Source organism: Streptomyces sp. JJ38 (assembly GCF_019303475.1).
Taxonomy (GTDB): Bacteria; Actinomycetota; Actinomycetes; order Streptomycetales; family Streptomycetaceae; genus Streptomyces.
This window is the reverse complement of sequence record NZ_JABLSI010000003.1, coordinates 132,865-155,863: the sequence shown is the minus strand read 5'-3', so window position 1 is coordinate 155,863 and position 22,999 is coordinate 132,865. Positions and strand designations below refer to the sequence as shown.

Here is a 22,999-nt window from a genome sequence, read left to right as displayed (position 1 = left end):
AGCGCGCCAGCACCCGTTGCGTCCGACCCTGCGCCAGCGCAGTGCATCACGATTCGAGAAGGGGTTCGGCTCTCGGAGAGCACAGGTGTGCCCGCACTGCGACGTGGATTCTCGTGCTCGGGCCGTCAGGGTCGGTGGACGGCCCGGCAGAGCTGGCCGCATCAGAAGCCAGTTCCCGGTACTCTCCCGCGCGGTGGTGCCGCCACGCAACATCACCATCCTTTCGTGGCGTGCCGCGTCGTTCGGTTGACATGATGGCAATGCCGAGCACGGCACATGCCCTCCAGGTCGTCTACGGCTGAATGTGCGCATTACGGTTCCAAGGATCATGGGAGTGACACCGCCCCCACAAGAGTCGGTTCTGGGCGCCCTGCGGCGCCCCGAAGAGGTCGCGCAGGTCCATCCTGGACGTCTTGGCGCGACAACCCGGATAGGGCCCGATCCCGGACCGCGAGGACCGGTGTCTCGACATCCGGGGAATAGACGACGGTCTCCGTTGATTGCCCTCCTGCAGAGATCGCAGGAGGGGGGACTCGTGGCCGAGCTGATGTTGTTCCGGCGGGACGCGGACGGGCGGGATGCCGAGCTGGCCGGTTCGACGGTGGCGCTGGAGGTGGAGCTGCAGCGGCGGGTCGAAGCCGGGCTGGAGCAGATGCTGGGTATCCGGTTCCTGGCGTCGGAGTACGCGACGGGTCCGTGGCACCGCGGGCGGATAGACACCCTGGGGCTGGACGAGAACGGCAGCCCGGTGGTGATCGAGTTCAAGAAGGGCTCGGACAGCGGGGTGATGTCCCAGGCGGTCTCCTACCTGTCCTGGCTGGAATCGGCACGGCACGAGTTCGAGGCGCTCGTCCGGACGGTGCTGGGCGCGGAGGCCGCAGAGTCCGTCGACTGGCGTCGTCCGCGGATGATCTGCATCGCAGCGGGCTTCTCGCACCACGACCGGGTGGCGGTGCAGAGGTTGCCCGAGCGGATCGACCTGGTCCGCTACCGGATCTTCGACGGTGGCCTGCTGGGGCTGCTGCTCGTGGACTCCGCGACCGGTTTCCCGAGCGCTGCCTCGTCTCGCCGGGGCCAGGAGTGGGCACCCGTGGCGGACAGCGTGCCGACGGCTTCGGCGATCTCTCCGCCTGCGGGTGGCGGAGTGGTACCGGAGTGCCTGCGGCATCTGTACGCGGAACTGGACGAGGCACTCACGGCATGGGGCGAGGTGGAGGTGGCGCCGCTGCGGCACTACATCGCCTACCGGCGGTTGGTGAACGTGGCGTCGGTGATCTTCCGTCCGAAGCACGAGGCGATCCTGGTATACCTCAGACTCGACCCGGACTCGGTCGAGCCGGAGGAGGGCTTCACCCGGGACATGCGCGGCATCGGACACCTCGGGACCGGCGACCTGGAGGTCCGCGTCGTCTCGGCAGCCGACCTGGAGAAGGCGGCGCCGCTGATCCGGCGGGCGTTCGAGGCAGCCTGACGCAACAGGAGGGGCGGCTGGTGCATCGCTTAGTCGATGCACCAGCCGCCCCTTTGGCGTCTGCGGGCCGCCGGCCCCGGCCTCTCTTCGCTCTCACGCTCACGCCTCCGGTCCGGCCAGCTCAAAGTCGTCCTTCCCCAGTTCCGCGCGCAGCCGCTCCTCGGCGACGTCGGCATAGTGCGCGGACAGCTCGACGCCCACGAAGCGGCGCCCCTCCCGCAGGGCCGCGACCCCCGTGGAGCCGCTGCCCGTGAAGGGGTCGAGGACCGTGCCGCCCTCGGGGCAGACCTGGACGAGCTGCTGCATGACCTCGACCGGCTTCTGGGTGATGTGAACCCGGCCCTTGCGGGGCTGGGAGGCGATGTAGTGCCCCGGCAGGTAGAGGTCGCGGGTGTTGTCGAGGGAGCCCTTGACGCCCCAGACGATGAACTCCGAGTCCTGCTTCGGCCCACCCTTGCGGGGCCGACTGGACGGCTTGATCCACGGAATCGTGCCGCTCCAAGTCCACCCCGCCATCTGCAGGGCGTCGGAGGTGGTCGGCTCCTGGCGCCAGTCGGTGAAAACCATCGCGACCGCGTGCTCGGTCGAGGCCCTGTACGCCTCGGTGAGAAGTTCGGTGAGCCAGGAGCGGTAGGAGCGCTGGTCACGGTTCTCACCCGGGAAGTTGGCGAGGTCGTGCGCCGAGTTGCTCGTGACGTACTTGGCACGTGCGGTGCGGCCGGTTCGATCGGAGCTGGTGCGGCCACCGGAGTTGTACGGCGGGTCAGTGATCACCGCTTGGACGCTCTCGTCCGGGAGGGACTTCAGGACGTTCAGGGCGTCGCCTCGGTGCAGCGTGTAGCTCATGGGGAGGGCCTCTCTTCGGGCTCGGCAGAGTTTGGACCCGCTCCGGACAGCGCTCAACGGCATGCACCCGGCGCGAGGTTGCAGCGGAGGTTAACGGCGAATTCCGGCCGCGCCTAACGAGGTGGCTCCCCTCTGGCGGCAGTCGTTTGGTGCGGCCGGAATCCCGGTCTACTGTCTCGCCGTGCCACCGGGAAGGAGCACTGCTCCACCCCCGTTGAGCTGTGCTTATCCGTGTTGTCTCGTCCAATCGAGCAGCGTCGGAAGCATGTTGCCCATCTGCCCGCGAGCGCCATGAGGAGGTCCCGATGCGCTGCCTGAGATTACGAGCGCGGCTGGCTGCCGCGCGTGACCTGAAACCGGCGTCCGGGAGCTACCAACTCCTCTGCCCCGGGTCCGGCGAAAGGCGGACGCACATCGGCGCGGTGCCGACGGCTTTGCACGAGAAGTCGGCACCGCGCCTCCTACGAACACATCGAGGAGCCGCTGCGATGCAGCATGCCCTGACACACCCGCGCCCCGACCCACCCCCGTCACCCGGTCGGCACCGCCGTCGTGCCGAACGGCGGCGGCGATGAAGAAGACGACCGGAGCCCTCGTCGGTCTCTGCGCGACCGGACCGCTGCTCCTGGCGCTCCCGATCCTTGCCATCGGTGCCGGAACCGCCTCGGCCTCGTGCTCGACCGACGGTGCACAGGGTGTGGACACCTCCGCCGTCGCCAAGCAGGTGAAGGCCATCCTGGACGGCGACGACAAGGGCTCGGTCTCCGTGCCGGGCCTGGAGGCACCTGCCGATCAGGTGCCCAACGCCAAGACGATCCAGGCCACGGGCGTCGCGATGAACATCCCCGCCCGAGGGCAAGTCGTCGCCCTAGCCACGGCTCTGCAGGAGAGCGGCCTGCGAAACTTGACCTACGGAGACCGCGATTCTCTGGGTCTCTTCCAGCAGCGGCCGTCCATGGGCTGGGGCACAGCCAGCCAAATCCTCGACCCGGTGCACGCCTCGACGAAGTTCTACGAGGGGCTCAAGAAGGTCTCCGGCTGGCAGTCTCTGTCGGTCACCCAGGCCGCCCAGGCGGTGCAGCGGTCGGGCTTCCCGGAGGCGTACGCAAAGTGGGAGCCTCTGGCCACCGCCCTGCAGAAGGCCATCGAGCCCCTACTGCAGAAGACCGGCGACCCGTCGCCGAACCCTTCGCCGTCCGACTCTGCCGATGTCGGCAGTTCTTCGCCCGAACCCGCGGGCGGTTGTTCGGCGGACGGCGACGGGACGGACTTCGGCACCATCCCGGCCGGCGCCCTGCCGGACGAGTACAAGATCCCCGCCACTGCTCCGCGAGAGGTGCAGACGGCGATCCGGTGGGCGCTCGGCCAGCTCGGCACCCCGTATCAGTGGGGCGGGAACTGCACCGACTCCCACGGTAAGAACCCGATGGGCCGATGCGACTGCTCCTCCCTGATGCAGCAGGCGTACAAGGCCGCCGGGGTCAGCCTGACGCGGACCACCTACACGCAGGTCAAGGACGGCAAGTCGGTGTCGGTCGACGCCCTGGCGCCGGGCGACCTCCTCTTCACCGAGGGGACGGCCGCCGTGCCCGAGCACGTCGGGATGGCGATCGGGCAGGGCTTGATCGTCCACGCCCCGCACACCGGTGACGTCGTACGGATCACCACCGTCGCGTCCTGGAAATCGCAGATTCTCGCGGCCCGCCGAGTCGTCTGACCGGCGCTCCCCCTCCTCCCCTCTCCTCGCACCGCTGGTTCGCCCCTCCGGGCTTTGGCGTGCACTCATTCGTACTGGAGTTCCCCATGTATCTCGCTGACCAGGTCATACAGCTCGCCTACGATCCCGGGATCAAGCCGAACGAGGGCGGGCTGCCGGGCCTCAACGTCCTCAAGCAGGTGATGGGCTCGATCAACCTCTTCGGGCTCATCGCCGTGGTGGGCGCCCTCGCCGTCAGCGCCGGCGTGTGGGCCTGGGGCCATCACTCGGGCGGCCACCAGGCCGAGGCAAACGGCAAGAAGGGCGTGCTGGTCAGCGCGGGCGCGGCCCTTCTGCTCGGTGCGGCCAACGGCGTCGTCGCCTTCTTCTCGACGCTCGGGACGCAGGTCCACTGATGGCTCAGCACTCCACCCACCCCGGCGGCGCATCTCGCGTGCGCCGCCGGGCGTTGCTCGGCACCGTTGTCCTGGCGGTGCTCGTCGCCCTCGCCGGCCTGGTCGCCTACCTCACCCGCGAGGGCCGAAGCCCCTCCGATACTGCGGCGCCACCGCCGAGTTCGTCCCCGGCGTCCACGTCGTCCGCGGCGCCGTCCGGACCGCCTACCCGGCCCCGCGCTCTCCCCGTTCCGCCGAAGACCCATGATCCGATCACGTACGGGAAGGCAGCCGCAGCAGCGCTGTGGTCGTACGACACCCGGGCGTACTCGCAGCCGGAGCTCCGGAAGGCGCTGCGCGGCTGGCTGACCACGGAGTCGAAGTACGCCGATTCGGCCTCCGTCGACAAGGTGATCCCTTCACCCGTGCTGTGGAAGGAGATGGCCGCCAACAAGCAGGTCGCCACCGCCAAGATCAATGAGGGGCACTTCCCGCACGCCTTCACGCAGGCCCTCCAGGACGACCCCGGGGCGATCACTCAGGCGTACGTCTACGCCGTCACGGTCTCCGGCAAGCAGTCGATTCGCTGGAAGGGCTCACCCGCCGGCGGCGCGGAGAGCCGTTCCACCACCCTCGCGGTCCAGTGCCGACCCGACCGCCCCTGCGCCCTGGTCGGCGTCATGCCGTCCGTCGCGCCCTGACCCTCGCCCCAGAACGGAGGTACGACCCATGGGAGTCTGCGACTTCCCGCTGATGGACAAGGTGTGCGGCGCCGTCGACTTCGCCACCAACCCCGCCGGCACCGTCACTGACGGCCTCGGCGCGTGGATCGCGAAGTCGGCGGGCGAGCTGGCGGCCAGCGCGGCCGATTTGGCCGCCAAGGCTGTCAACGAAACGACGGCCATCGACCTCAACGCCGGATGGTTCCGGGACAACTACGAGCTGCTGCTGCCCATCGGCCTCGCCCTCACCGTCGGCATCTTCTGCATCCAGCTCATGACCGCGGCCTGGCGCCGCGACGAACGCGCCCTCGCCAAGGCGGCGTTCGGCACCATGACCGGAGTCCTGTTCAGCTTCTCCGCCATCGCCTTCACCACCGTCGCCATCACCGTGGTCGACGCGCTGTCCGACGGCCTCTTCAAAGCCGCCAACACCTCGATCGACGACGCGATCCGCCGCGTGATCAAGGTCGACCAGATGGGGGCCATGTATGGCCTCGGCTGGGGCGTTCCCACGCTGGTCGCCTTCGGGTGCGCGATCGGCGCCTTCCTCTACTGGGGCGTGATGGTCGCCCGCAAGGTCGGCGTCCTGATCATGGTCGCGGTCGCGGTGTTCGCCGGGGCCGGCGGCGGCTGGGAGGTCGCCAAGCGGTGGCGGCGCGGCTGGATGGAGGCCACCGGCACCCTGATCGTCTCCAAGCTCCTGATGACCGTCGTCTTCCTCATCGGCGTCTCCGCCATGGGTAAGAGCGACGCCAGCGACGGAATGGCAGCCCTGTCCGACGCGATGGCCGGCATCGTCGTGATGGTCCTCGTCTTGCTCTGCCCCTACGCGACGTACAAGTTCGTCCACTGGGCGAGCGACGGCGGGGGCCACGACGACATGCACCGCACCGGCGTCGCCGGCATGGCGGTCGCCGCAGGAGCGGCGAAGACCGCAGGCAGCCTCGCACTGCGGTCCGGCACCGGTGCCCCCGCCCCGCAGGGCCCGAACCAGGTTCCTGGTGCAGGAACCGATGGCGTCGCCTCCGGCATCAACCCCTCCGGCGGCAACCTCAGCAAGGAGGGCATCGACGCCGGACCGCCCAAGCAGCAGACCCGCTTCCGGTACGGCGAAACCCCGAACGCGACCGGCGACAAGGGCCGCGCCCTGATCCAGCGCCCCGGAATCCCGCCGCTGATCACGCGACCCGGCAAGGACGAACCGGAAGGGTCCGAGGTGACGGTCCGGGGCGTTGCGGGCGGCTCCGGTCACCGGGCAGGCGCATCAGCTCCGCGCGGCGACATGACCTCCATGCCGCCAGCCGGTCCCGCCCCTTCGGCCTCTGGCACTCCGGTGTCCGCGTCCGGACCATCGGCCACCGGCTCTTCGACGCCGACCAACTGGGTGTACCGCACCCAGCCGCCGTCGGGTTCCTGACCCACCACGTCCCCGGGGGCGGGCAGCACTCCACGGCCCGCCCCCACTTCCCCCGAACAGTAGGAAGGCTTCGCATTGACGCCCAGAAGAGCGCCGCGCACCCCGCCCTCCGCCCGCTCCCACCGTCTGGAACCACCATGTCCGGCAAGCACCAGCCCTCTACGCCCACCGTGAAGTTCCCCCACCGCAGCAGGCGCGGCGTCCTGCTCGGCCTGACCGTTCCCCAGTTGGTCGTCGCCGGGCTCACCGGCCTTCTCCTTCTCGCCGTGATCCTCGCCCGTGGGGTGGTCGGCGCTCTCCAGCTCATTCCGCTGTGGGCGGTCATCGCCCTGCTCGTCTTCGTCCGCCACCGAGGCCGCGCGCTGGCGGACTGGGCCCCGATCGTCGTCCGATACGTGCTGCGCCGGATGCGAGGCCAGCTCGTCTGGCTCACCCGGCCCTCCCGCCGACCGACCCGCGAGGGACTGCTCCACCTTCCCGGCACCGCTGCCAGCCTGCGCGTGACCACCGCTCCCGACGGCAAGTACGGCGCGGTCCACAACCCCCACACCGGAACGCTGACCGCAGTGGCCAAGGTCTCCTCCCGCGCCTACGCCCTGCTCGACCCCGGCACCCAGCAGGCCAACGTCGGCAGCTGGGGACGCGCGCTGGCAGCCCTCGCCCGCACCGGACAGATCGCCCGCATCCAGGTGATCGAGCGCACCGTCCCCGACTCCGGCGACGCGCTGCGCCGCTACTGGGAAGAGCACGGCCGACCCGACACCCCGATGGCCGGCGCGATCTACAACGAGCTGATCCAGAGCGCCGGCCCCGCAGCCGCCCCGCACGAGGCGTACGTCGCGGTGTCCCTGGATACCAAGGCGGCTCGCCGGCTGATCAACCAGGCCGGTGGCGGTCTCACCGGTGCCTTCAGCGTCCTCGCCCAGCTCACCTCGACGTTCGACCAGGCGGCGCGGACCGCCGGGCTCACCCCGACCGGCTGGCTCACCGCCCGCGAGATCGCCGCCGTGGTGCGCACCTCCTACGACCCGAAGGCGCTCGCGACACTCGACCGCTGGTCCACGGCTGGCCGCCCCGAGGCCGAGCCCGCCGCCGCTGGCCCCGTCGTGGTCGTCGAAAAGGCGGACCACATCGCCACCGACTCCGCCGTGCACGCCACCTACTGGGTGGAGAACTGGCCGCGCACCGAGACCAGCGCCGGCTTCCTGCACCAGCTCCTGTTCACCGGCGGAGTCCGGCGCACGCTGTCGCTCTCCTACGAGCCGAAGAGCCTCGACGCCGCCCTGCGCGACGTACAGCGCAAGAAGTCCAGCGTGATCGCCGCCGCCGCCGAGCGCGCCCGGCGCGGCCAGGTCGACTCCGAGGCCGACTCGATCGAGTACCAGGACATCAAGTCCCGCGAACGCCAGCTCATCGCCGGGCATGCCGACGTCGCCCTGACCGGTCTGCTGACCGTCTCGGCCGACACCGAGGAAGACCTGCGCACCGCCTGTGCCGTCGTGGAGACCGCCGCCGTCGGCGCCCAGCTCGACCTCCGGCCCCTGACCTGGCAGCAGGCCGAGGCATTCACCGCCGCCGCCCTGCCGCTCGCGCTCGCTGCCTGATCCTCCCCTCCGAAAGAGCACCCTCATGTCCCGCACCGCCAGGCCGACCGCGCAGGACTTCGTGCCCTTCGCCACCGCCGCACTCGACTTCCACCGCGCACTCAACCTCCCGGGCGGCCCGCTGGTCACCACTCGCGCCGAGCTGGACGCCCTGCACGCCCACCTCGTCTCGCTGTACGGACTACTCGACGCCCACGCCGGTCGCACCGGGCAGCTCGTCGCCATCGAGGGCGACCAGCTTCGCACCGCCCGCACCCGCATCTGGCAGGCCGCCGAGCACCTCCACGCCGCCTACCACGCGGCGCCCCGGCCGGACTCCGGCGAGATCCCCGGACCGGAGGCATGCCAGGCCGGCCTTCCAGAGGGGGCACCGGTACTGACCATCTGCCAGCGCCACCAGCGCACCACGCATCTCGTGCGGCGGCGCGCCACCCCGACCGACCTGCACGCGCCGTTCACCGGCCTCGTCCGCCGCTGATCCACCCCTCACCTGGAGAAACGATCATGCCCCGCACCCGCGCCACCGCCTCACCGCTGTTCGTACCTCGCAAGACGACACGCACCGAGCAACGGGCCGCCCGAGCCGGTTTCGCCGAAGCCCGCCGCCAAGCACGCCTCGCGGGAGCCCTGCCCAAGCATCGCGCCGAGCAGTCTCTCGACCCGGATCTGCGGCCCACCTACCCGCTCGCTGGTCGCCCCGGTCCGGCCTCCGCCCGCGGCGGCAAGCTCGACCTGCCCGCCCACCGGATGACCACCGCCACAGCCAGCGGCGCCTACCCCTTCGTCGCCGAGGGCGGCCTGGGCGCCGAAGGGGTGTTCATCGGCCGCGACGTGCACGCGGAGGCGGCCTTCTGCTTCGACCCGTTCTCCCTCTACAACAGCGGCCGGATCGAGGGCTTCACCAACCCCAATGCGGTCCTGGCCGGGATCATCGGCATGGGCAAGTCGGCGCTGGCGAAATCCATCGCCACCCGGTCGATCGCCCACGGCTACCGGATCTACATCCCCTGCGATCCCAAGGGTGAGTGGACCGGTGTCTCGCAGGCCCTCGGCGGCTACAGCATCGCCCTGGGCCCGGGGCTCCCTGGCCGGTTGAACCCGCTGGACGCCCCGGCCCGGCCCGCCTCCGTTAGCGAGGAGGACTGGTTTACGGAGGTTCGCAAGCGGCGCCTGCTGCTGCTGGCCGGCCTCGCCCGCACCGTGCTGAAGCGCGATCTGCTGCCGATGGAGCACACCGCCCTCGATTTGGCCCTGGACCTGGTCGTCGCTGACACCGCCGCCCGGGGCACGGTGCCGCTGCTCGGCGAGATCGCGCACGTACTCAGCTCCCACGAGCGTCTTGACCAGGCCCTCGGCCACCAAGCGGGGCACCTCGGTTCGGCCGCCCAGGACCTCGCGCACGCCCTGCGGCGTCTCGTGCACGGCGATCTGAGCGGCATGTTCGACGCGCCGAGCACCGTGTCGTTCGATCCGAGCACACCGATGCTGTCCATCGACCTTTCCCGTCTCGGCGGCTCCGGTGACGACACGGCTTTGGTGCTCGCGATGACGTGTGCGAGCGCGTGGATGGAGTCAGCCTTGTCCGACCCCGACGGCGGACGTCGGTGGGTGATCTACGACGAGGCGTGGAGGTTGATGCGGCACGTCGGGCTGCTGGAGCGGATGCAGAGCCAGTGGAAGCTCTCCCGGGGGCTGGGCATCGCGAACCTGATGGTGATCCACCGGTTGTCGGACCTGCTCTCGGCGGGCGACGTCGGCTCGCGCGGCCGAGTCCTGGCCGAGGGCCTGCTGGCCGACTGCTCCACCCGCATCATCTACCGCCAGGAGCCCGACCAGCTCGCCGCCGCCGCGTCGCTGCTCGGCCTGACCGGCGTCGAGACCCAGGCTGTGTCCGCCCTGACCAAGGGCCGAGGTCTGTGGAAGGTCGCCGGCCGCTCCTTCATCACTCAGCACATCCTCCACCCGGCCGAGCGGGAGCTGTTCGACACCGACGCCCGTATGGCGGCATAGCCCAACGACCGGCACAGCAAGAAGGATCGATCATGTCTGCTCCTGCCACTCCTCCCTCCTCCGGTGACAACCAGCCGTCGCGGGCCACCGACCCCTTGGCTTGGCGACGGCACCTCCCGGCACTGGCCTCGGCCGCCGCCGGCATCAACGAGGCGTCCAACGCCTGGGACGCGGTCTCGGACTCCCTCTGCGACGCGGAAGGCTGGCCGCTGGACGACAAGGTCTACGGGGACGGCAAGGCAAAGCGGGACGCCGAAGCGTGGAAGCACGCCGAAGTTTTCCTCGACCACGGACCCGAGGTGCTGGGCGGGGTCCGCGCCGCCGCCGACGGCCCCGACTATATCGAGGGACCGATCAGTGACGACCTCCGCCGGCTGCGCGGGATCGACACCACCCTGCTCCGGGCGGAGGAGCTGAGGCACGAATGGGACGGCGTCATGGCGCTCATGGACGGTTCGCAGCCGAGCGTGCTCCACCTCTACCAGGAGCGCGCCGAGGAGCACCGCAACACCGAAGGCTGGCACCACGCACACGAACTGGGCTACCAAGGTGCGGCCTTGGTGCGCGCCGGTGAATACCTGGCCCACCGGGCGGACACCGAACGGCTGGCGCAGACCGAACGGGCGCGCGTCGCCCTGACCCGGTCCACTCACAACACCCATGCTGTGCCGCCCACTTCACCCCCGTTCCCCCCGGCATCGCATCCGCCGACCCCCGGTCGCTCACGCTGACCCATAGCACGGAGTCACGGCAGCACCAAGCCGCCCGATAACCGGATCCTCATGGACCACCACACCCCTTCAAGCTCCACGCTCCCGGGGGCTCGCGCCGTCGGGCCGGGGCGTTCGGCAACGGAGAACCTCATGCACCACGAAAGCCTGCAAGCCCTCGCCGGGACCAGTGCCTGGGCCCCAGCTTCCTCGTCCGATCCGGGCCATTATCACGCCGCCCTCCGTTCCGCGCTCGGGCAGCGCGGCCTGGAGTGCACCATCGAGTACGGCCTCAGCGACTACATCGTCCACGCCGAGCTTCCCGACGGCAGTTCACTGATCATCTCGCCCCGCAGGAGCCGCCCTCCCAGACCCCCGAGTACCCCGAGAGCTGGATGGCTACCCGCCACTGGTCCACCGAGCCTGCCGTGTACGAAGTGATCTACGACTCCGAGCCCGACGGTCCGCATGCGCACCGCGGCGGCAGCGTGCCGGATCTCCTCACCGCCGTCGACGCCCGCCTGGACCAGCTTGGCGTTCCGCCACGCCAGGAGCAGGAACCATCCGCCCAGGAGCGCGCCGCCAACTTACTCTCGCCCGCCTCCGCTCCATCTCGGGCGAGTATCGCTCTCACCCCTTCGCTGTCGGTCGGGCAACACGTGCTCCCGACCGGTCCGCAGATGGAGTCCCCCGCGCGTGCCGCGCCGCCGCCTGCGCGACCCTCACCCGCCCTCGGCCGCTGACCAACCACCGCCCAGGAGCCCTCCATGTACCGCACCGCCAGAACTGATCCGCCTGTCGCCCGCACCTGCAACCGCACCCACCCCGGACGGATCCGCCATGCCCAGCCACTACGCCGTGCTGCCCGACCTGGCCTTCGGCCACCACCCCCTCTACGGCATCGTCGCCGCGAATCCGAAGAACCTCGCGGCCAGCACCTGGATGCTGAAGGGATTCGGCTTCCATCCCGTCCCCGACCAGCCGACCTTGTACGCGCTGGCCGACCAGAACCGTGACGGACAAGCCCGTACGACCCGAGCAGTCGCGCTGCTACGCCAGGCCGGATACCGGGTCGACGTGGACGCCGCACTCGACCCCGCGCTGGCGCCCGGGACGACACCCGTCCGCGACCGCGGTCCGCTCAGTGACCCCGACGTCGCCTTCGCCGATCACCCAAAGCTCGGCATCGTCGCGGCCCTCGACGACCGTGTCTCCGGCCTCAACGCGCTTGCACTGGAGGAGCACGGCTGGCGGCACAACGCAAGCCTGGACATCTACACACTCCCCACGACCACCGATCGCGTCGATGCGCTGGGGAAAGTGGCCGACGCCACGCTGACCCTGCACCGTTCGGGGCTCCAAGTCGCAGTGCAGCCCCGCCTCGCTCAAGAGGTGACAGCCCGGCCCCGCCCTGCTGCCACGCCGGCAGCTGGCCGTGAGCGCGGCCACGTTCCCGCTCGTGCGTCTCCGATGTGCGCCGCCGCGCTCACCGCCAGCCCGGCCCGTGCCTGTATTCCGGGCAAGGCACCGGACCCCGCCTCCGCCGTCACCACTGCGGCGGTCCGGCCCGTTGACCCCCGAATCGCCTACTCCCGCGACCGCTGATCCAACTCCTTGAGGATGCCCTCCCATGGCCGTGAAGACGATCTGGCCTATCGACCACATCTGCGGTCACCATGCCGACCGCGACCTGTCCGACCGACCGGCCGACCGCCGCGCCGGCTTCGCCGAATGGCTTGCCAGGCAGGTCTGCACCGACTGCTGGCGCGCCTCGAACGAGGGCGACCAGCGGGACAAGGCCGCCTGGCTCAAGGCGAAGCGCGCCGAGGAGCAGGCCGCGTCCGAAGCCTGGTCCGAGCAGTACCAGATGCCTCCCCTGGAGGGGACCGAGCGGGCCATTCCCTGGGGCGTGCGCTGCCGTCACCAGATTCTGGCCAACGCCTACACCGCACTGGTCACCGAAGGCACGACCAGCGAAGCGGAGTGGGCGGGGATCGAGGAGAGCGCTCGTACGGTGACCCGCGCCGGGTGGTGGATAGAGCAGAGGTCGTCCGAGCCCGAGGACCTCACCGAACTGCTCCGAGCCGCCACCGGGGCCGACCGACCCACAGAGAATCCTTTCTTCTGACCTACCGGATGCCCTGCTGCGGCGGGGCACCCAGCTCTGACAAGCCGCTGCAGGTCCGGCACCTGCCCAGTGCTTCCGCCGATCCGCACTCCGCCCGCGGGATGATCGCTCGTCTCCACGAGGACGCCACGCCCGAAAAAGTGGCCGGCATCATCAAGGAGGTCAACGGCGCACTGGTCGGGGCTCTGCCCGAGCTGACCGAACTCGTCGCCTCTGCCGCCGACTGGACTCGCGCCTGTCTCGGCTTCGACGACACGCTCCATAACCCGGCTTTCGAGACGTGGACGCACCTGGCCGCCGCTTACGGAATGCTCCAAGACGTCCGTGAGCAGTTGGAGGTCGCCGAGGACGGTGTCGCTGCCTGTCCTGCAGAGCGCACAGACCCCCGGCACCACCGAATGGTCAACGTCCTGCGCAGCCGGAAGTTGCTCGGCGATGTCCTCGGTGCCGAAGCTGCTCCTGCGCCGTCCACTGCCCGGAGTTCCGATTCAGACCGGCAGCGGGCCGCCCGCGCCTCCTCGCCGTGCGCCGGAACATCGCCGTCGACTGGCAGTCCGTCGGCCACCGCACCGCCGCCGCCGGCGTCTCGTCCTGTCGGCCAACCCCGCTGAAACGTTCCGCTTCACTCCCAGGAGTCTCCCCATGAGCTGCACGAGAGCCGGCGCGCCCCGCCCCCGCCCGCTCGCACACCCAAGGAACCGCCGTGGCATCCCCGCGCACCAACGCGCCCTCGACCACCACCGGGTCGGACGCGCTCCTCTACCTCCTGATCGGCGGCCTCGGCGCCGCCATAACCTTCGGCTCCCTCGCCTGGCTCACCGGCAACCTCACCAATGTTCTTGTCGGGAGCGGGACATGGGCCCCCTTCCGCGTCACGGAAGCGCTGCTGCACCCGGAGGTGCTGTGGCCGTCCTTGAGCACCAGCATGCTGATGGTCGGGGCCCGCGTCGTCCCCGGCTTGTTCACCGTGGCTCTGGTCGTCACGGCTGCGGTGCTGTGGATGCGCTGCCGTTCTGGGTCCAGGTCCGGCCTCGCCCGCAAGGCGGATCTGGCGCCGCTGCTGGACAAGGAGATCGTCGCCAAGGCGAAGAACCTGCGCCCGAGCCTGGGCGGCCGGGAGAGTAAAAGAGGTCCTGCCCGCTGACCGCGGCATCCTGCTCGGCACCCTCGATCCCGGTCGCGCGGAGGTCCGCGCGTCCTGGGAGGACGTGATCGTCGCGATCATGGCCCCGCGTTCCGGCAAGACGTCCGGGCTGGCGATCCCCGCGATCCTCTCGGCACCGGGTCCGGTCCTGCTCACCAGTAACAAGGCTGCGAACGACGCCTTCACCGCTACGGTGGACGCTCGCGCCGAGATCGGCACGATCTGGACCCTCGACCCGCAGCAGATCGCCCATCACCCGCGCGAGATGTGGTGGGACATCCTCGCTGACGCCCGCGATCTCGCCGGGGCGAAGAGGTTGGCGGGGCATTTCGTCACCGCGAGCGTGGACGAGTCCAGCGGTTCCGACTTCTGGTCCACCGCCGCGACCAACACCCTCGGAGCCCTCTTCCTCGCCGCCGCGTCCCACCGGCGGCCGATTACCGACGTCCTGGCCTGGCTCGCCATGCCGGCCGACCGCACCCCGGTGGACCTCCTCACCGACGCCGGGCACCACGCGGTCGCCGCCCAGCTCCAGGGCACCGTCTCCGGCGCGACCGAAACGCGCGATGGCATCTACGAGACAGCGAGGCAGTACGCGAGCTGCCTGCTCGACCCGGCCGTCGCCGCCTGGGTCACCCCGAACGAGGACCTCCCTGAGTTCCAGCCGTTGGCCTTCGCCACCTCCCGCGACACCCTGTACCTGCTGAGCAAGGACGGCGGCGGCAGCGCGAGCGCGATCATCGCGGCGGCGGCCGACGCCGTGATGCGCGCGGCCGTGATCGTCGCCGAGCGCTCCGGCGGACGACTCGACCCGCCCGCCCTGTGCGTCCTCGACGAGGCGGCGAACGTGTGCCGCATCTCGGATCTCCCCGACCTGTACTCGCACCTGGGCAGCCGGGGCGTCATCCCGATGACGATCTTGCAGTCGTACCGTCAGGGCCAGCGGTGCTGGGGCGAGGCAGGCATGGACGCTCTGTACTCCGCTGCCACCGTCAAGATCATCGGATCGGGCATCGACGATGCCGACTTCGCCGACCGCCTCAGCAGGCAGGTCGGTGACCACGATGTCCAGACCACCTCGGTGTCGAGGAGCGAGGGCGGCAAGTCCACCTCGGTAAGCATGCGCACCGAGCGGATCCTGCCGCCGGACGCCATCCGTGCCTTGCCCAAGGGCAAGGTGCTGCTGCTGGCCACCGGGATCCGGGTCGCCATGCTCAACCTCAAGCCCTGGTACAAGGAGCCCTCCGCCAAGGTGATCGGGCCGGACGCCGCTCGCGCCACGAAGGCGATCACCGAGCGGGCCCTCGCGAAGAGCATCGGCCAGGACGACCTGGGGCTGTCGGCATGAGCGCGCCCACACCGCCCACACCGCGCCCCCGACGGTTGGCCCACTCTCCGGTCATTCTGCGGGGCGGCCAGTGGTGGCTGGATGGCGGAGCCGGCTCGGTCCCAGCCTCCGATCCCGCCTTCACCGCCGTCCTGGACGACTTCGCCCAAGCGATGGCCGCTGCGGACCGGGCAGTCGCCAACCTCCGTATCCAGCAGGTTGAGCCCTCCACTCCTGACCCAGGAGGCCGTCTGTGGACCCGCTAACGAGCGCCGAGCAGGCGGTCCTCGGCGCCGTGTTCCTCGACCCCGACCAGCTCACGCACCTGGAGTGGCTCGCCCCTGACCACTTCTATCGACCCGTCCACCAGGCGCTGTTCGGCGCGCTCCGCAAGCTCCGCAACGACGGCCACCCCGCACTCTCGGCTCACGGTCCGTTGCCGCTGTCGTGGGTGACCGACGCGGTCGACGAGGCCGGACTGCACGTGCGAGGTCTGACCGCGGCGTACGCCCACACCGTGATCCAGGCGTGTCCCCGAACCGAGCACGCCCGGGTGTACGGCCGCATGGTGCTGGAGGGGGCGATTCACCGCACCGTCGCCCAGCACGCGATCCGTCTCCACCAGGCGGCGCGGGCCGACGCCACCCAGGGTGAGGTCGAGGAAGCGCTGCACACGGCGGACGTCCTGACCGGCGTGCTCACCGATCTAGCGCGGCGCTGGGGAACCGATCCACGTCCGGTCCCACCCGCCACTGCGCACGGTGCCGCCGCAGACGTCCCACCGTTGGCGCAATCCGACCAGGTCACCGAGGACGAGCGGTTTCTCCTGGCCGTCCTCACCGAACAGCCGGGGGCCATGGAGGAGGTGGTGACCTGGCTACGGCCGGGAGACTTCGCCGACCCGACCCACGGGCAGCTCTACCGGTGCCTGGGCGCGCTGCACCACCGCGGCGAACCCATCGACCGGATCACCCTCCTCTGGGAGGCCCAGCGGCGCGGCCTCCTGGCCGACGGCACCCTGTCGAGCGAGCAACTGACCGCCGTCTGCGAGGGCATGGTCCCGGGCACCGCCGACTGGTTCGGGAACCGGGTGGTGCGCTCCTCTCTCACCCGCACTGCAGCCGCCTCCGCGCGTGCCATCCGGGCTCTGGCCCAGGACGAGGTACTGGGCCCCGGCCGGCTGATCAACCACGCCTTGCACGCGCTCGGCCCGCTCGACGAGGTGCGCACCCGCTGGGAGACCGCGAATGGCTACTCCGCCCCAACCCGAACAGCCCCCACTGCACCACCCGCCGGACGGGCCCATGCCGCTCTCGCTCGCAGCACGTCTCATCTCGGCTCATCCAACAGCAGCACCCGGCTCGGACCGTCTACTCACACGCCGGATGACCACATCCCGCTTCCGATGCCACGTCCGTTCACGCCTGGCCGGCCCTCCCGCACCTAGAAGCCCGTTACGACTCCTTGGAGACGATCATGTCCCAGCTCCCTCACCCGAACAACTACCTGCATCGCACGGCACAGCAGTTGGAGGATCTCGCCAGTCAGGTTCCTCAAGCGGCCGACCAGTGCCAGCAGCCGGACCCTCACGCGACCCTCCGACTGGCTGGCCACATCGCGGAAGCGGCACAGCACATCACCGCCTTCGCGCAGCAAGGGATCCAAGAAACGAGCCGAGCATCGGAGGCTCTCGCCGCCGCGCTGGAGAATACAGGGGAGGCACTCTCCGCCCTGGGCAACGCCAGCCACCTACTCATCCAGCTCACCGACCCAGACGGATGCGATCCCGGCTTCCGCGAGATCGCGTCCGAAGGATTGGACAACACGCTCCGATACTCACGAACGAATCTGCAACACGCGGCGACCGACCTGCGCACAGCAGCCCGCGCCGCAGAAGTACAAGTCCGGTCCGATGCCGCGCTGCTGCGGACCACGACAGATCTGCAGCCCTCCGACTCCTCATCGCCTCCCCAAGCACCGTTGTCCTCCTTCCGCCGACTTCTCGGACGACGCTGATGCCGCACACCATCGGCTCGGTGTGCTCCGGGTACGGCGGCCTTGACCTGGGCGTGCAGGCCGCCCTCGGCGGCACGCTCGCCTGGCACGCGGAGGTCGATCCGAACGCCTCGCGCATCCTGGCCCGCCACTGGCCCGGCGTCCCCAACCTGGGCGACATCACGACCGTCGACTGGTCCACCGTGCCCCGGGTGTGCGTCCTGACGGCCGGCTTTCCCTGTCAAAGACGTCTCGGTCGCCGGCCGCCGGGCCGGACTCAACGCCCAGACCCGCTCCGGGCTCTGGCTGCACGTCGCCCGTGCGGTCGAGGCCCTCCGACCCTGCCTGGTTGTGATCGAGAATGTGCGCGGCCTCCTCACCTCCCCCGCCGGTTCCCCTGGCGACGTGGAACTCTGTCCGTGGTGTCTGGGAGACACCGCAGGTCAGCCTGCTCTGCGGGCACTCGGTGCCGTACTCGGATCCCTGGCCGACCTCGGGTACGACGCGAAGTGGCTCGTGCTTCGCGCCTCCGACGTCGGGGCCCCGCACCGCCGCGAGCGGACCTTCCTCGCCGCATGGCCCGCCGGGCACCCTGCTGAAGACGCCGACCAGCAACATCGGGAAGAACGGCGGCTCGCAGCATCCGTCGAAGCGGAAGAGCGGGGGGCACGGCCCGAACCTGGCCGACGAGGTCGAGTGGCTGCTGCTGCCGACCCCGAAGGCGTCGGACGGGATCAAGGGTTCGCCGAACCAGCGGCATGGCAATGGCGACATGACCCTGCCCAGTGCGGCGGCGTCTCTGTTGCCCACGCCGAGGGCCAGCGATACGGGCACCCCGGGCCGCCGACCCGGGAAGGGATGGCGGCCTCCCTTGTCGGCGGTGGTCCTGCCCCTCTGGGCGGAGGAGACGCCGGAGGCAGGAGTGCGGACCGGCGATGGGGAGCGTACGGACCCGCCATCACCCGATGGGAGAGGCTCACCCGTCCTGCCCCGGCCCCCACGGACGCGGCCGGTCGGCTCCGCTCGGACTTCGTGGAGTGGATGCAGGGCCTCGACGCCGGCTGGGTCACCGCGACTCCGGGGCTCGGCCGTCCAGCGCAGCTCACCGCGCTCGGCAACGGTGTCGTCCCACAACAGGCTGCGCGCGCCTTGAATTTGCTGGCACCACCCTTTCCCCACTGTCCCCACCGCGCCGACCCGTAGCGCTCCACTACCGCGTTCTTCCGGCCGGACCAAACCGCTGTTTCTCCGGATCCTCTCGGGCATGTCGCCGTCTCACAGATGGAGCACACCCTCATGGCCGACAACAGCTTTACCTTCCCCGACCCCGAGCCGTACCGCGTCCCCGACGCAGACCTTGACGACCTCGCCAGCACACTCGCCAAGACCATGGCCGAGGTCAGGCAGCACGGCGTCATCCTTGACCGCCTCGGCTCCGAGCCCGAGTCCGCCGCCGGCCAGTCGGCGGACGGCGCTCCGGAAGCCGAGGCGGCTGACGGCAAGAAGACCGACGGCCCCGCCTCGGTGTTCATCCTCGCCCTGGGCGGCGAGGCGTACGCCGTCGAACTCGCTGCCCTCAGCGACTGGGTGCACCACCTCTTCTTGCCGGTGTACGGCCGGGAGATCAGCACGAGCCGTCCCTGGTGCGCGCACTGGCACGAACACCCCGAGGCCGTCGCCCGGCTCCACGCACTCTGGCTCGCTTGGCAGCAGTTCACCGACACAGAGGCCGGCCTGTCCGGCCCGTCGACCTGGCACCGCGACCACTTGGACCAGACCCTGGCGCACCTACGTGCACCCGACGGACCCTTCGCGGCCTGCACGACCAGCACAACTCGCCCCAACCACCGGGTGCTGGCCACCCCGGCGCCCGAGCAGGCGGCGGCGTGATCGACACCCTCGACTTCGACCTCGACGACCTCTCGCCGACCGACGGTGCCTCCGAGGAGGCGATGGAGGCTCTCCGTGCTGGCGACTTGACGGTGCTGTCCCAACACCACACCACGCCCGCCGGTTCGCACAGCTTCGTCCTCGCCCACGACCGATCGGTCACGTGGGGGATCCCCGGCGAGCCGCAGCTCGTTGCGATCGCGGTCGCTCGGGATCTGCGGCAGTCCACGTTCACGTTCGAGACGAGCCGCCACGCCACGGCGTCCTTCGCCCAGAACTGGCTGGCAGAACGCGGCTGCCCCCTCGAAGAGCTCGCACTTCGCGGTGGCGACTTCATCGAGCCCGCCGACGACCTCACCGTCCAGGTGGAACACCAGATCCAGAAGTCGGGCACCCGCTACGAGGTCCTCGACACCTACACCTCGGACTACGACCCCAGCGAGGCGTGGGCACTCGTCCGCGACTCCCAGGTTACCCAGGCACCGATTCGCCTCTTCTACGAGGAGTGGAACCACGATGCCGGCACGTACACGATGCGCGAGGGCGCCTTCCCCGACGACGCCGTCGCCCAGACCTGGCTCGACAAGCGCAGCGAACCGCTGCCCGAGCCTCCGGAGTACAGCGACCACAACGGTGCTGCTGTCCGGTCCCGCGTCGCCCTCTCCCGGTCAGCCCGTACCTCTCCGACACCGCAGGCCCGTCTCCACGCGCCCCGCGCGACAGCGGCGGCACCGTTCCCGTGCCCGGTCCAGGGGAGGCTGCTGTGAGCCGCGCCCGCTTCGCCTTCGCCGCGCACCCTGACGCCATCGCCGATCTGCGGAAACTCCCCGATGGGATACGCGACTTGGCCTTGCTGGAGCTGCAGAACCTGGTCCACGGAAGCGACGACTGCCTGCCGTTGAAGGGCCGTCTCGCCGGCTTCCACAAGGTGTACGTCGACCCGGAGGTCTCTTACCGGCTGGTCATCCAGTTTCGCCAGGCGCCACCGACCTCGACCCACAAGCGCGAGATCTACCTCGTGGCGGCTGGCAGCCGGAAGGACTACGCGGTCTACCGCGCGGCCCACCTGCGGACCGGCCCCCAGCAAGAGGTCGGACCGGACTCCGCCACGGAGGCCCGCGTCCAGGCCGCCCGGTCCCGCTCGACGCTCACCGCCGAACGGCCGACAGCGGGCCGCGCGACTGCCCCGCCAACAGCGCCGCCCTCGGCCACTGCCCCCCGAAAGGCCGCCCAGCGATGACCACCGACCCTACTGCGCTGACCCGTTCAGAGCTGGCGGATCTCCTCACCGAGGCCGCTCAAAACGTCGTCGGCATCCCTGCCGCTGAATACCCGACGGCTGCCGCCCGCTCCTACCTGCATCCCGTCTTGGGTCCGCTGGCCGCTGGGCCCCGCGTGATCACCGGGCTGAACGACCGGTTCGAGGGCTTCGTGGCCGCCGAGCCACGCCCCGCTGGTTCGGCGGGCCTGTTCGCTCTGGCCTCCTACGCCTCCGCGCTGGGGTGGCTCACCGAGTCGTTCGCCGAGCTGACCTCCTCGGTCGACGAGATCTGTACCCGCGTGGGCATCCCTACGGAGCCCTGCGCCCCGATCGTCGCCGCGTCCGGCGGAACCGAGCAGGACGACGAGTTCGACTTCGCGTTCAGCGCGCTTGAGTTGGAGGCGGTCCGCAACGCAGCCGAGGCCGCCGGCCTCGCGCCGGAGGACTACATGGAGGTTCTCTCCCAGTCGCTGCTCGCCGCCGCCCGGATCACCGACGCCTGCATGGAGATCTCCAGCGGTCTGCTCGATGACGCCGATCTCCTCCGCGAAGCGACCAACCGCCCTCGGCTGGGCGACGACCCCGGGAGCCTGCCCGCTCTGGTCCGCTCCCTGCTCGCCCGGATGGAGGCGACGGAGTGAACCCGTACGACGCAGACACACACCCTGGGCCCTATCTCGTCGTCGAAGAGCTCGGTGCCGAGGATGCCAGCGTGCCCGCCCTCGCGCATGGTCCGGGGGAGCCGCTGCACCAGGCCGCTACGCGCGTCATCGGAGCCGCAGCGGCGTTGGACGAGCGACACGAGAGCGTGCTCGACGCGGTCCAGCGGACTCAGCGGCTGCTCGAAGGCATCGGTCGCGGTGAAGTCGGCCGCGCCCAGGTGTCGTACGTGTTGCTGCGGACCGCACTCCCCGAACTCGAAGACGTTCTGGCGCAGCAAGACCGGGCATACGGCCAGCTCGTCGAGTCCCTGTCCGCCTACCGTCGGCTTCTTTCCTCGCCTGAGCCTGCTCAACGCGCGACCAACAAGAGCCACAGGCAGGGCCAGAAGACGAGGCCCGACCGGGACGACGACTGGGCCGTCGCCGGGGAGCGCGGGCTGGTAGCCCTCGAAGCCGTTGCGGCCGGAGGCGTTCGCTTTCGTCGCAACGCGATCGGCGAGGACCCGTACATCTCGCGGGAGAAGGCCCAGCGGCAGGACCCGGCGGTCTTCCCGCAGACCGTGCAGCGGCTGGTCGCAGACGGGCTATTGCATCAGGACACCATCGAGAACGTGTATCGGCCCGGCCAGCTCCTCTCGCTCACTTCGCAGGGGGAAGCCGCCCTGCGTGATGGTCGCGCGACGACGTCACGGGTGTCCGCCGCCCTCGGCCGCACCACGACGCAGACGAAGTCAGGCGCGCTCGCCGACTCAGCCGACGTGCTCGTCGCCAGGACCTCCCTCGCGGCGCCCCGCTCCCGCTGACCCCCTCCCGACAAGGACGCCACCATGCCCACCCCCGGCCTGCCTCCCACCTTCTCCATCGCTTCCATCGATGCCCAGCGCGTCGAGGAGGCTCTCGCCCGGATCGGGCCCAAGTGGACCACCTGGACCGCGATGACCCTGGCCCAGGTGAACGGCCCCATACGCATCCGCGATGTTGCTGCGCAGCTGCCCTTCGTGAGCGAGCAGTTCGTCGGCAAACGGCTGGCCACGATGCTCGCTGACGGACTGGTCATCCGCGATGACGACCGGCGGGGAGCGCCGTACCGACTCAGCGCGCTCGGCACGTCTCTGGCCCCCGTACTCCGCACGGTGTCGGACTGGTCCCGCACCCACCTGACACAGGAGCCGATGGCCGAAGCCGAGCGTGTCGAGCATGCGCTGCGCCGCCTGCACCTTCGGCACTCGACTGCCGTGATCCAGGCCCTCGACTCGGCTGACGGCCCGATGCGGTTCGTTCACATTGCCGAGGCGGCCCGCCTGGACAACGGCCTCGCGCGGCAGCGACTCCTCCGGCTTCAGGCCGATGGCCTGGTCGCGCGGACGGGCTCCCGGCATGGAGACCCTTACGTGCTCACCGATGCCGGCCAGGCGTTGGGGGCCGTCTACGCGAGTGTCGAGCACTGGAGCCAGCCGTTCGCGCTACGAAGTGGAGCAGCGGCACCGCGTCCGGCAGCGGCAGCCACGCGCACCCCCGCCGGCATTCCGCTCGGGGCGGGGGTCAACGGCGCTCGGACCGCTGCGGCCCTGCGGCGGAGCGCCGCCGCGTCCAACGTCATGTTCAGCCACGCGCCTGAGCCGGAACCGCGGGTGCCGGCGGCCGTGACCGCTCAGTCGACACCGGGCCGGGGCCGGTGAGGGGAGTGAGAACCAGACACCAGTCGCCGCCGCCACGGCATC

24 protein-coding genes and 1 pseudogene are annotated in these 22,999 nt (G+C 70.4%); 24 read left to right on the top strand and 1 reads right to left on the bottom strand.

Annotated features, from left to right (window positions below; translation table 11 throughout):
• Positions 1 to 535 precede the first annotated feature (535 nt).
• Positions 536 to 1,471 carry a DUF5655 domain-containing protein gene (locus HPT28_RS02620; RefSeq protein ID WP_219088774.1) on the top strand — a complete coding sequence of 312 codons (936 nt, stop codon included), beginning with the start codon at positions 536 to 538 and terminating at the stop codon, positions 1,469 to 1,471.
• 99 nt (positions 1,472 to 1,570) lie between these two features.
• Here HPT28_RS02620 and HPT28_RS02615 read toward each other — a convergent pair whose 3' ends face one another.
• Entirely contained in the window at positions 1,571 to 2,317 is a 747-nt protein-coding gene (locus HPT28_RS02615) for a site-specific DNA-methyltransferase (RefSeq protein ID WP_219088772.1), read from the bottom strand.
• A gap of 571 nt (positions 2,318 to 2,888) precedes the next feature.
• On the opposite strand from HPT28_RS02615, the gene HPT28_RS02610 reads away from it, so the two are divergent.
• From HPT28_RS02610 to HPT28_RS02505, 23 genes and pseudogenes are all read left to right on the top strand, one after another.
• Positions 2,889 to 4,034 carry a C40 family peptidase gene (locus HPT28_RS02610; protein ID WP_219088770.1) on the top strand — a complete coding sequence of 382 codons (1,146 nt, stop codon included), beginning with the start codon at positions 2,889 to 2,891 and terminating at the stop codon, positions 4,032 to 4,034.
• An 86-nt stretch (positions 4,035 to 4,120) separates the two neighbouring features.
• On the top strand, positions 4,121 to 4,429 hold the full coding sequence (locus HPT28_RS02605; RefSeq protein ID WP_023421641.1) for a DUF6112 family protein: 309 nt from the start codon (positions 4,121 to 4,123) through the stop codon (positions 4,427 to 4,429).
• Positions 4,429 to 5,109 (top strand): hypothetical protein, encoded by a 681-nt coding sequence (locus HPT28_RS02600; protein ID WP_219088768.1) that lies wholly within the window; start codon positions 4,429 to 4,431, stop codon positions 5,107 to 5,109. Before HPT28_RS02605 ends, HPT28_RS02600 begins: the two co-directional genes overlap by 1 nt.
• Before the next feature lie 28 nt (positions 5,110 to 5,137).
• Positions 5,138 to 6,547: an ATP-binding protein gene (locus HPT28_RS02595; RefSeq protein ID WP_219088766.1), complete on the top strand. Its 1,410-nt coding sequence runs from the start codon at positions 5,138 to 5,140 to the stop codon at positions 6,545 to 6,547.
• A gap of 137 nt (positions 6,548 to 6,684) precedes the next feature.
• A complete protein-coding gene (locus HPT28_RS02590; RefSeq protein ID WP_219088764.1) occupies positions 6,685 to 8,151 on the top strand; it encodes an SCO6880 family protein in 1,467 nt (488 codons plus the stop codon).
• A 25-nt stretch (positions 8,152 to 8,176) separates the two neighbouring features.
• Positions 8,177 to 8,629 carry a DUF6238 family protein gene (locus HPT28_RS02585; RefSeq protein ID WP_219088763.1) on the top strand — a complete coding sequence of 151 codons (453 nt, stop codon included), beginning with the start codon at positions 8,177 to 8,179 and terminating at the stop codon, positions 8,627 to 8,629.
• Positions 8,630 to 8,655: 26 nt separating this feature from the next.
• Positions 8,656 to 10,161, top strand: a complete 1,506-nt coding sequence (locus tag HPT28_RS02580) for an ATP-binding protein (RefSeq protein ID WP_219088761.1) — start codon at positions 8,656 to 8,658, stop codon at positions 10,159 to 10,161.
• A 95-nt stretch (positions 10,162 to 10,256) separates the two neighbouring features.
• On the top strand, positions 10,257 to 10,892 hold the full coding sequence (locus HPT28_RS02575) for a hypothetical protein (protein ID WP_219088807.1): 636 nt from the start codon (positions 10,257 to 10,259) through the stop codon (positions 10,890 to 10,892).
• 819 nt (positions 10,893 to 11,711) lie between these two features.
• Entirely contained in the window at positions 11,712 to 12,476 is a 765-nt protein-coding gene (locus HPT28_RS02570; protein WP_219088759.1) for a hypothetical protein, read from the top strand.
• A 25-nt stretch (positions 12,477 to 12,501) separates the two neighbouring features.
• Entirely contained in the window at positions 12,502 to 12,999 is a 498-nt protein-coding gene (locus tag HPT28_RS02565) for a hypothetical protein (RefSeq protein ID WP_219088757.1), read from the top strand.
• A 101-nt stretch (positions 13,000 to 13,100) separates the two neighbouring features.
• Complete coding sequence (locus HPT28_RS02560; protein WP_257577943.1) at positions 13,101 to 13,610, top strand: hypothetical protein; 510 nt, start codon at positions 13,101 to 13,103, stop codon at positions 13,608 to 13,610.
• 92 nt (positions 13,611 to 13,702) lie between these two features.
• Positions 13,703 to 14,143, top strand: a complete 441-nt coding sequence (locus HPT28_RS02555; RefSeq protein WP_219088756.1) for a hypothetical protein — start codon at positions 13,703 to 13,705, stop codon at positions 14,141 to 14,143.
• 79 nt (positions 14,144 to 14,222) lie between these two features.
• Complete coding sequence (locus HPT28_RS02550) at positions 14,223 to 15,491, top strand: type IV secretory system conjugative DNA transfer family protein (protein WP_257577942.1); 1,269 nt, start codon at positions 14,223 to 14,225, stop codon at positions 15,489 to 15,491.
• 232 nt (positions 15,492 to 15,723) lie between these two features.
• Positions 15,724 to 16,917: a DnaB-like helicase N-terminal domain-containing protein gene (locus HPT28_RS02545; protein WP_219088752.1), complete on the top strand. Its 1,194-nt coding sequence runs from the start codon at positions 15,724 to 15,726 to the stop codon at positions 16,915 to 16,917.
• 29 nt (positions 16,918 to 16,946) lie between these two features.
• Positions 16,947 to 17,486 (top strand): DUF2937 family protein, encoded by a 540-nt coding sequence (locus HPT28_RS02540; protein ID WP_219088750.1) that lies wholly within the window; start codon positions 16,947 to 16,949, stop codon positions 17,484 to 17,486.
• A pseudogene (locus tag HPT28_RS26540) lies at positions 17,486 to 17,650 on the top strand (DNA methyltransferase); the annotation flags it as partial. The gene HPT28_RS02540 and the pseudogene HPT28_RS26540, both read left to right, overlap by 1 nt.
• A gap of 121 nt (positions 17,651 to 17,771) precedes the next feature.
• Positions 17,772 to 18,668 (top strand): DNA cytosine methyltransferase, encoded by an 897-nt coding sequence (locus HPT28_RS02535; RefSeq protein WP_374226907.1) that lies wholly within the window; start codon positions 17,772 to 17,774, stop codon positions 18,666 to 18,668.
• A gap of 93 nt (positions 18,669 to 18,761) precedes the next feature.
• The gene (locus HPT28_RS02530; RefSeq protein WP_219088806.1) at positions 18,762 to 19,355 is read left to right on the top strand and encodes a DUF4913 domain-containing protein; all 594 of its coding nucleotides are present in this window, start codon (positions 18,762 to 18,764) and stop codon (positions 19,353 to 19,355) included.
• Positions 19,352 to 20,122 carry a glycosyl hydrolase gene (locus tag HPT28_RS02525; protein WP_219088748.1) on the top strand — a complete coding sequence of 257 codons (771 nt, stop codon included), beginning with the start codon at positions 19,352 to 19,354 and terminating at the stop codon, positions 20,120 to 20,122. The genes HPT28_RS02530 and HPT28_RS02525 overlap by 4 nt, the downstream gene beginning before the upstream one ends.
• The gene (locus tag HPT28_RS02520; protein ID WP_219088746.1) at positions 20,119 to 20,595 is read left to right on the top strand and encodes a type II toxin-antitoxin system RelE/ParE family toxin; all 477 of its coding nucleotides are present in this window, start codon (positions 20,119 to 20,121) and stop codon (positions 20,593 to 20,595) included. The genes HPT28_RS02525 and HPT28_RS02520 overlap by 4 nt, the downstream gene beginning before the upstream one ends.
• Positions 20,592 to 21,257 (top strand): hypothetical protein, encoded by a 666-nt coding sequence (locus HPT28_RS02515; protein ID WP_219088744.1) that lies wholly within the window; start codon positions 20,592 to 20,594, stop codon positions 21,255 to 21,257. The genes HPT28_RS02520 and HPT28_RS02515 overlap by 4 nt, the downstream gene beginning before the upstream one ends.
• Positions 21,254 to 22,081, top strand: a complete 828-nt coding sequence (locus HPT28_RS02510; RefSeq protein ID WP_308119044.1) for a large ATP-binding protein — start codon at positions 21,254 to 21,256, stop codon at positions 22,079 to 22,081. The genes HPT28_RS02515 and HPT28_RS02510 overlap by 4 nt, the downstream gene beginning before the upstream one ends.
• A 24-nt stretch (positions 22,082 to 22,105) precedes the next feature.
• A complete protein-coding gene (locus HPT28_RS02505) occupies positions 22,106 to 22,957 on the top strand; it encodes a winged helix-turn-helix transcriptional regulator (RefSeq protein WP_219088742.1) in 852 nt (283 codons plus the stop codon).
• Positions 22,958 to 22,999 lie beyond the last annotated feature (42 nt).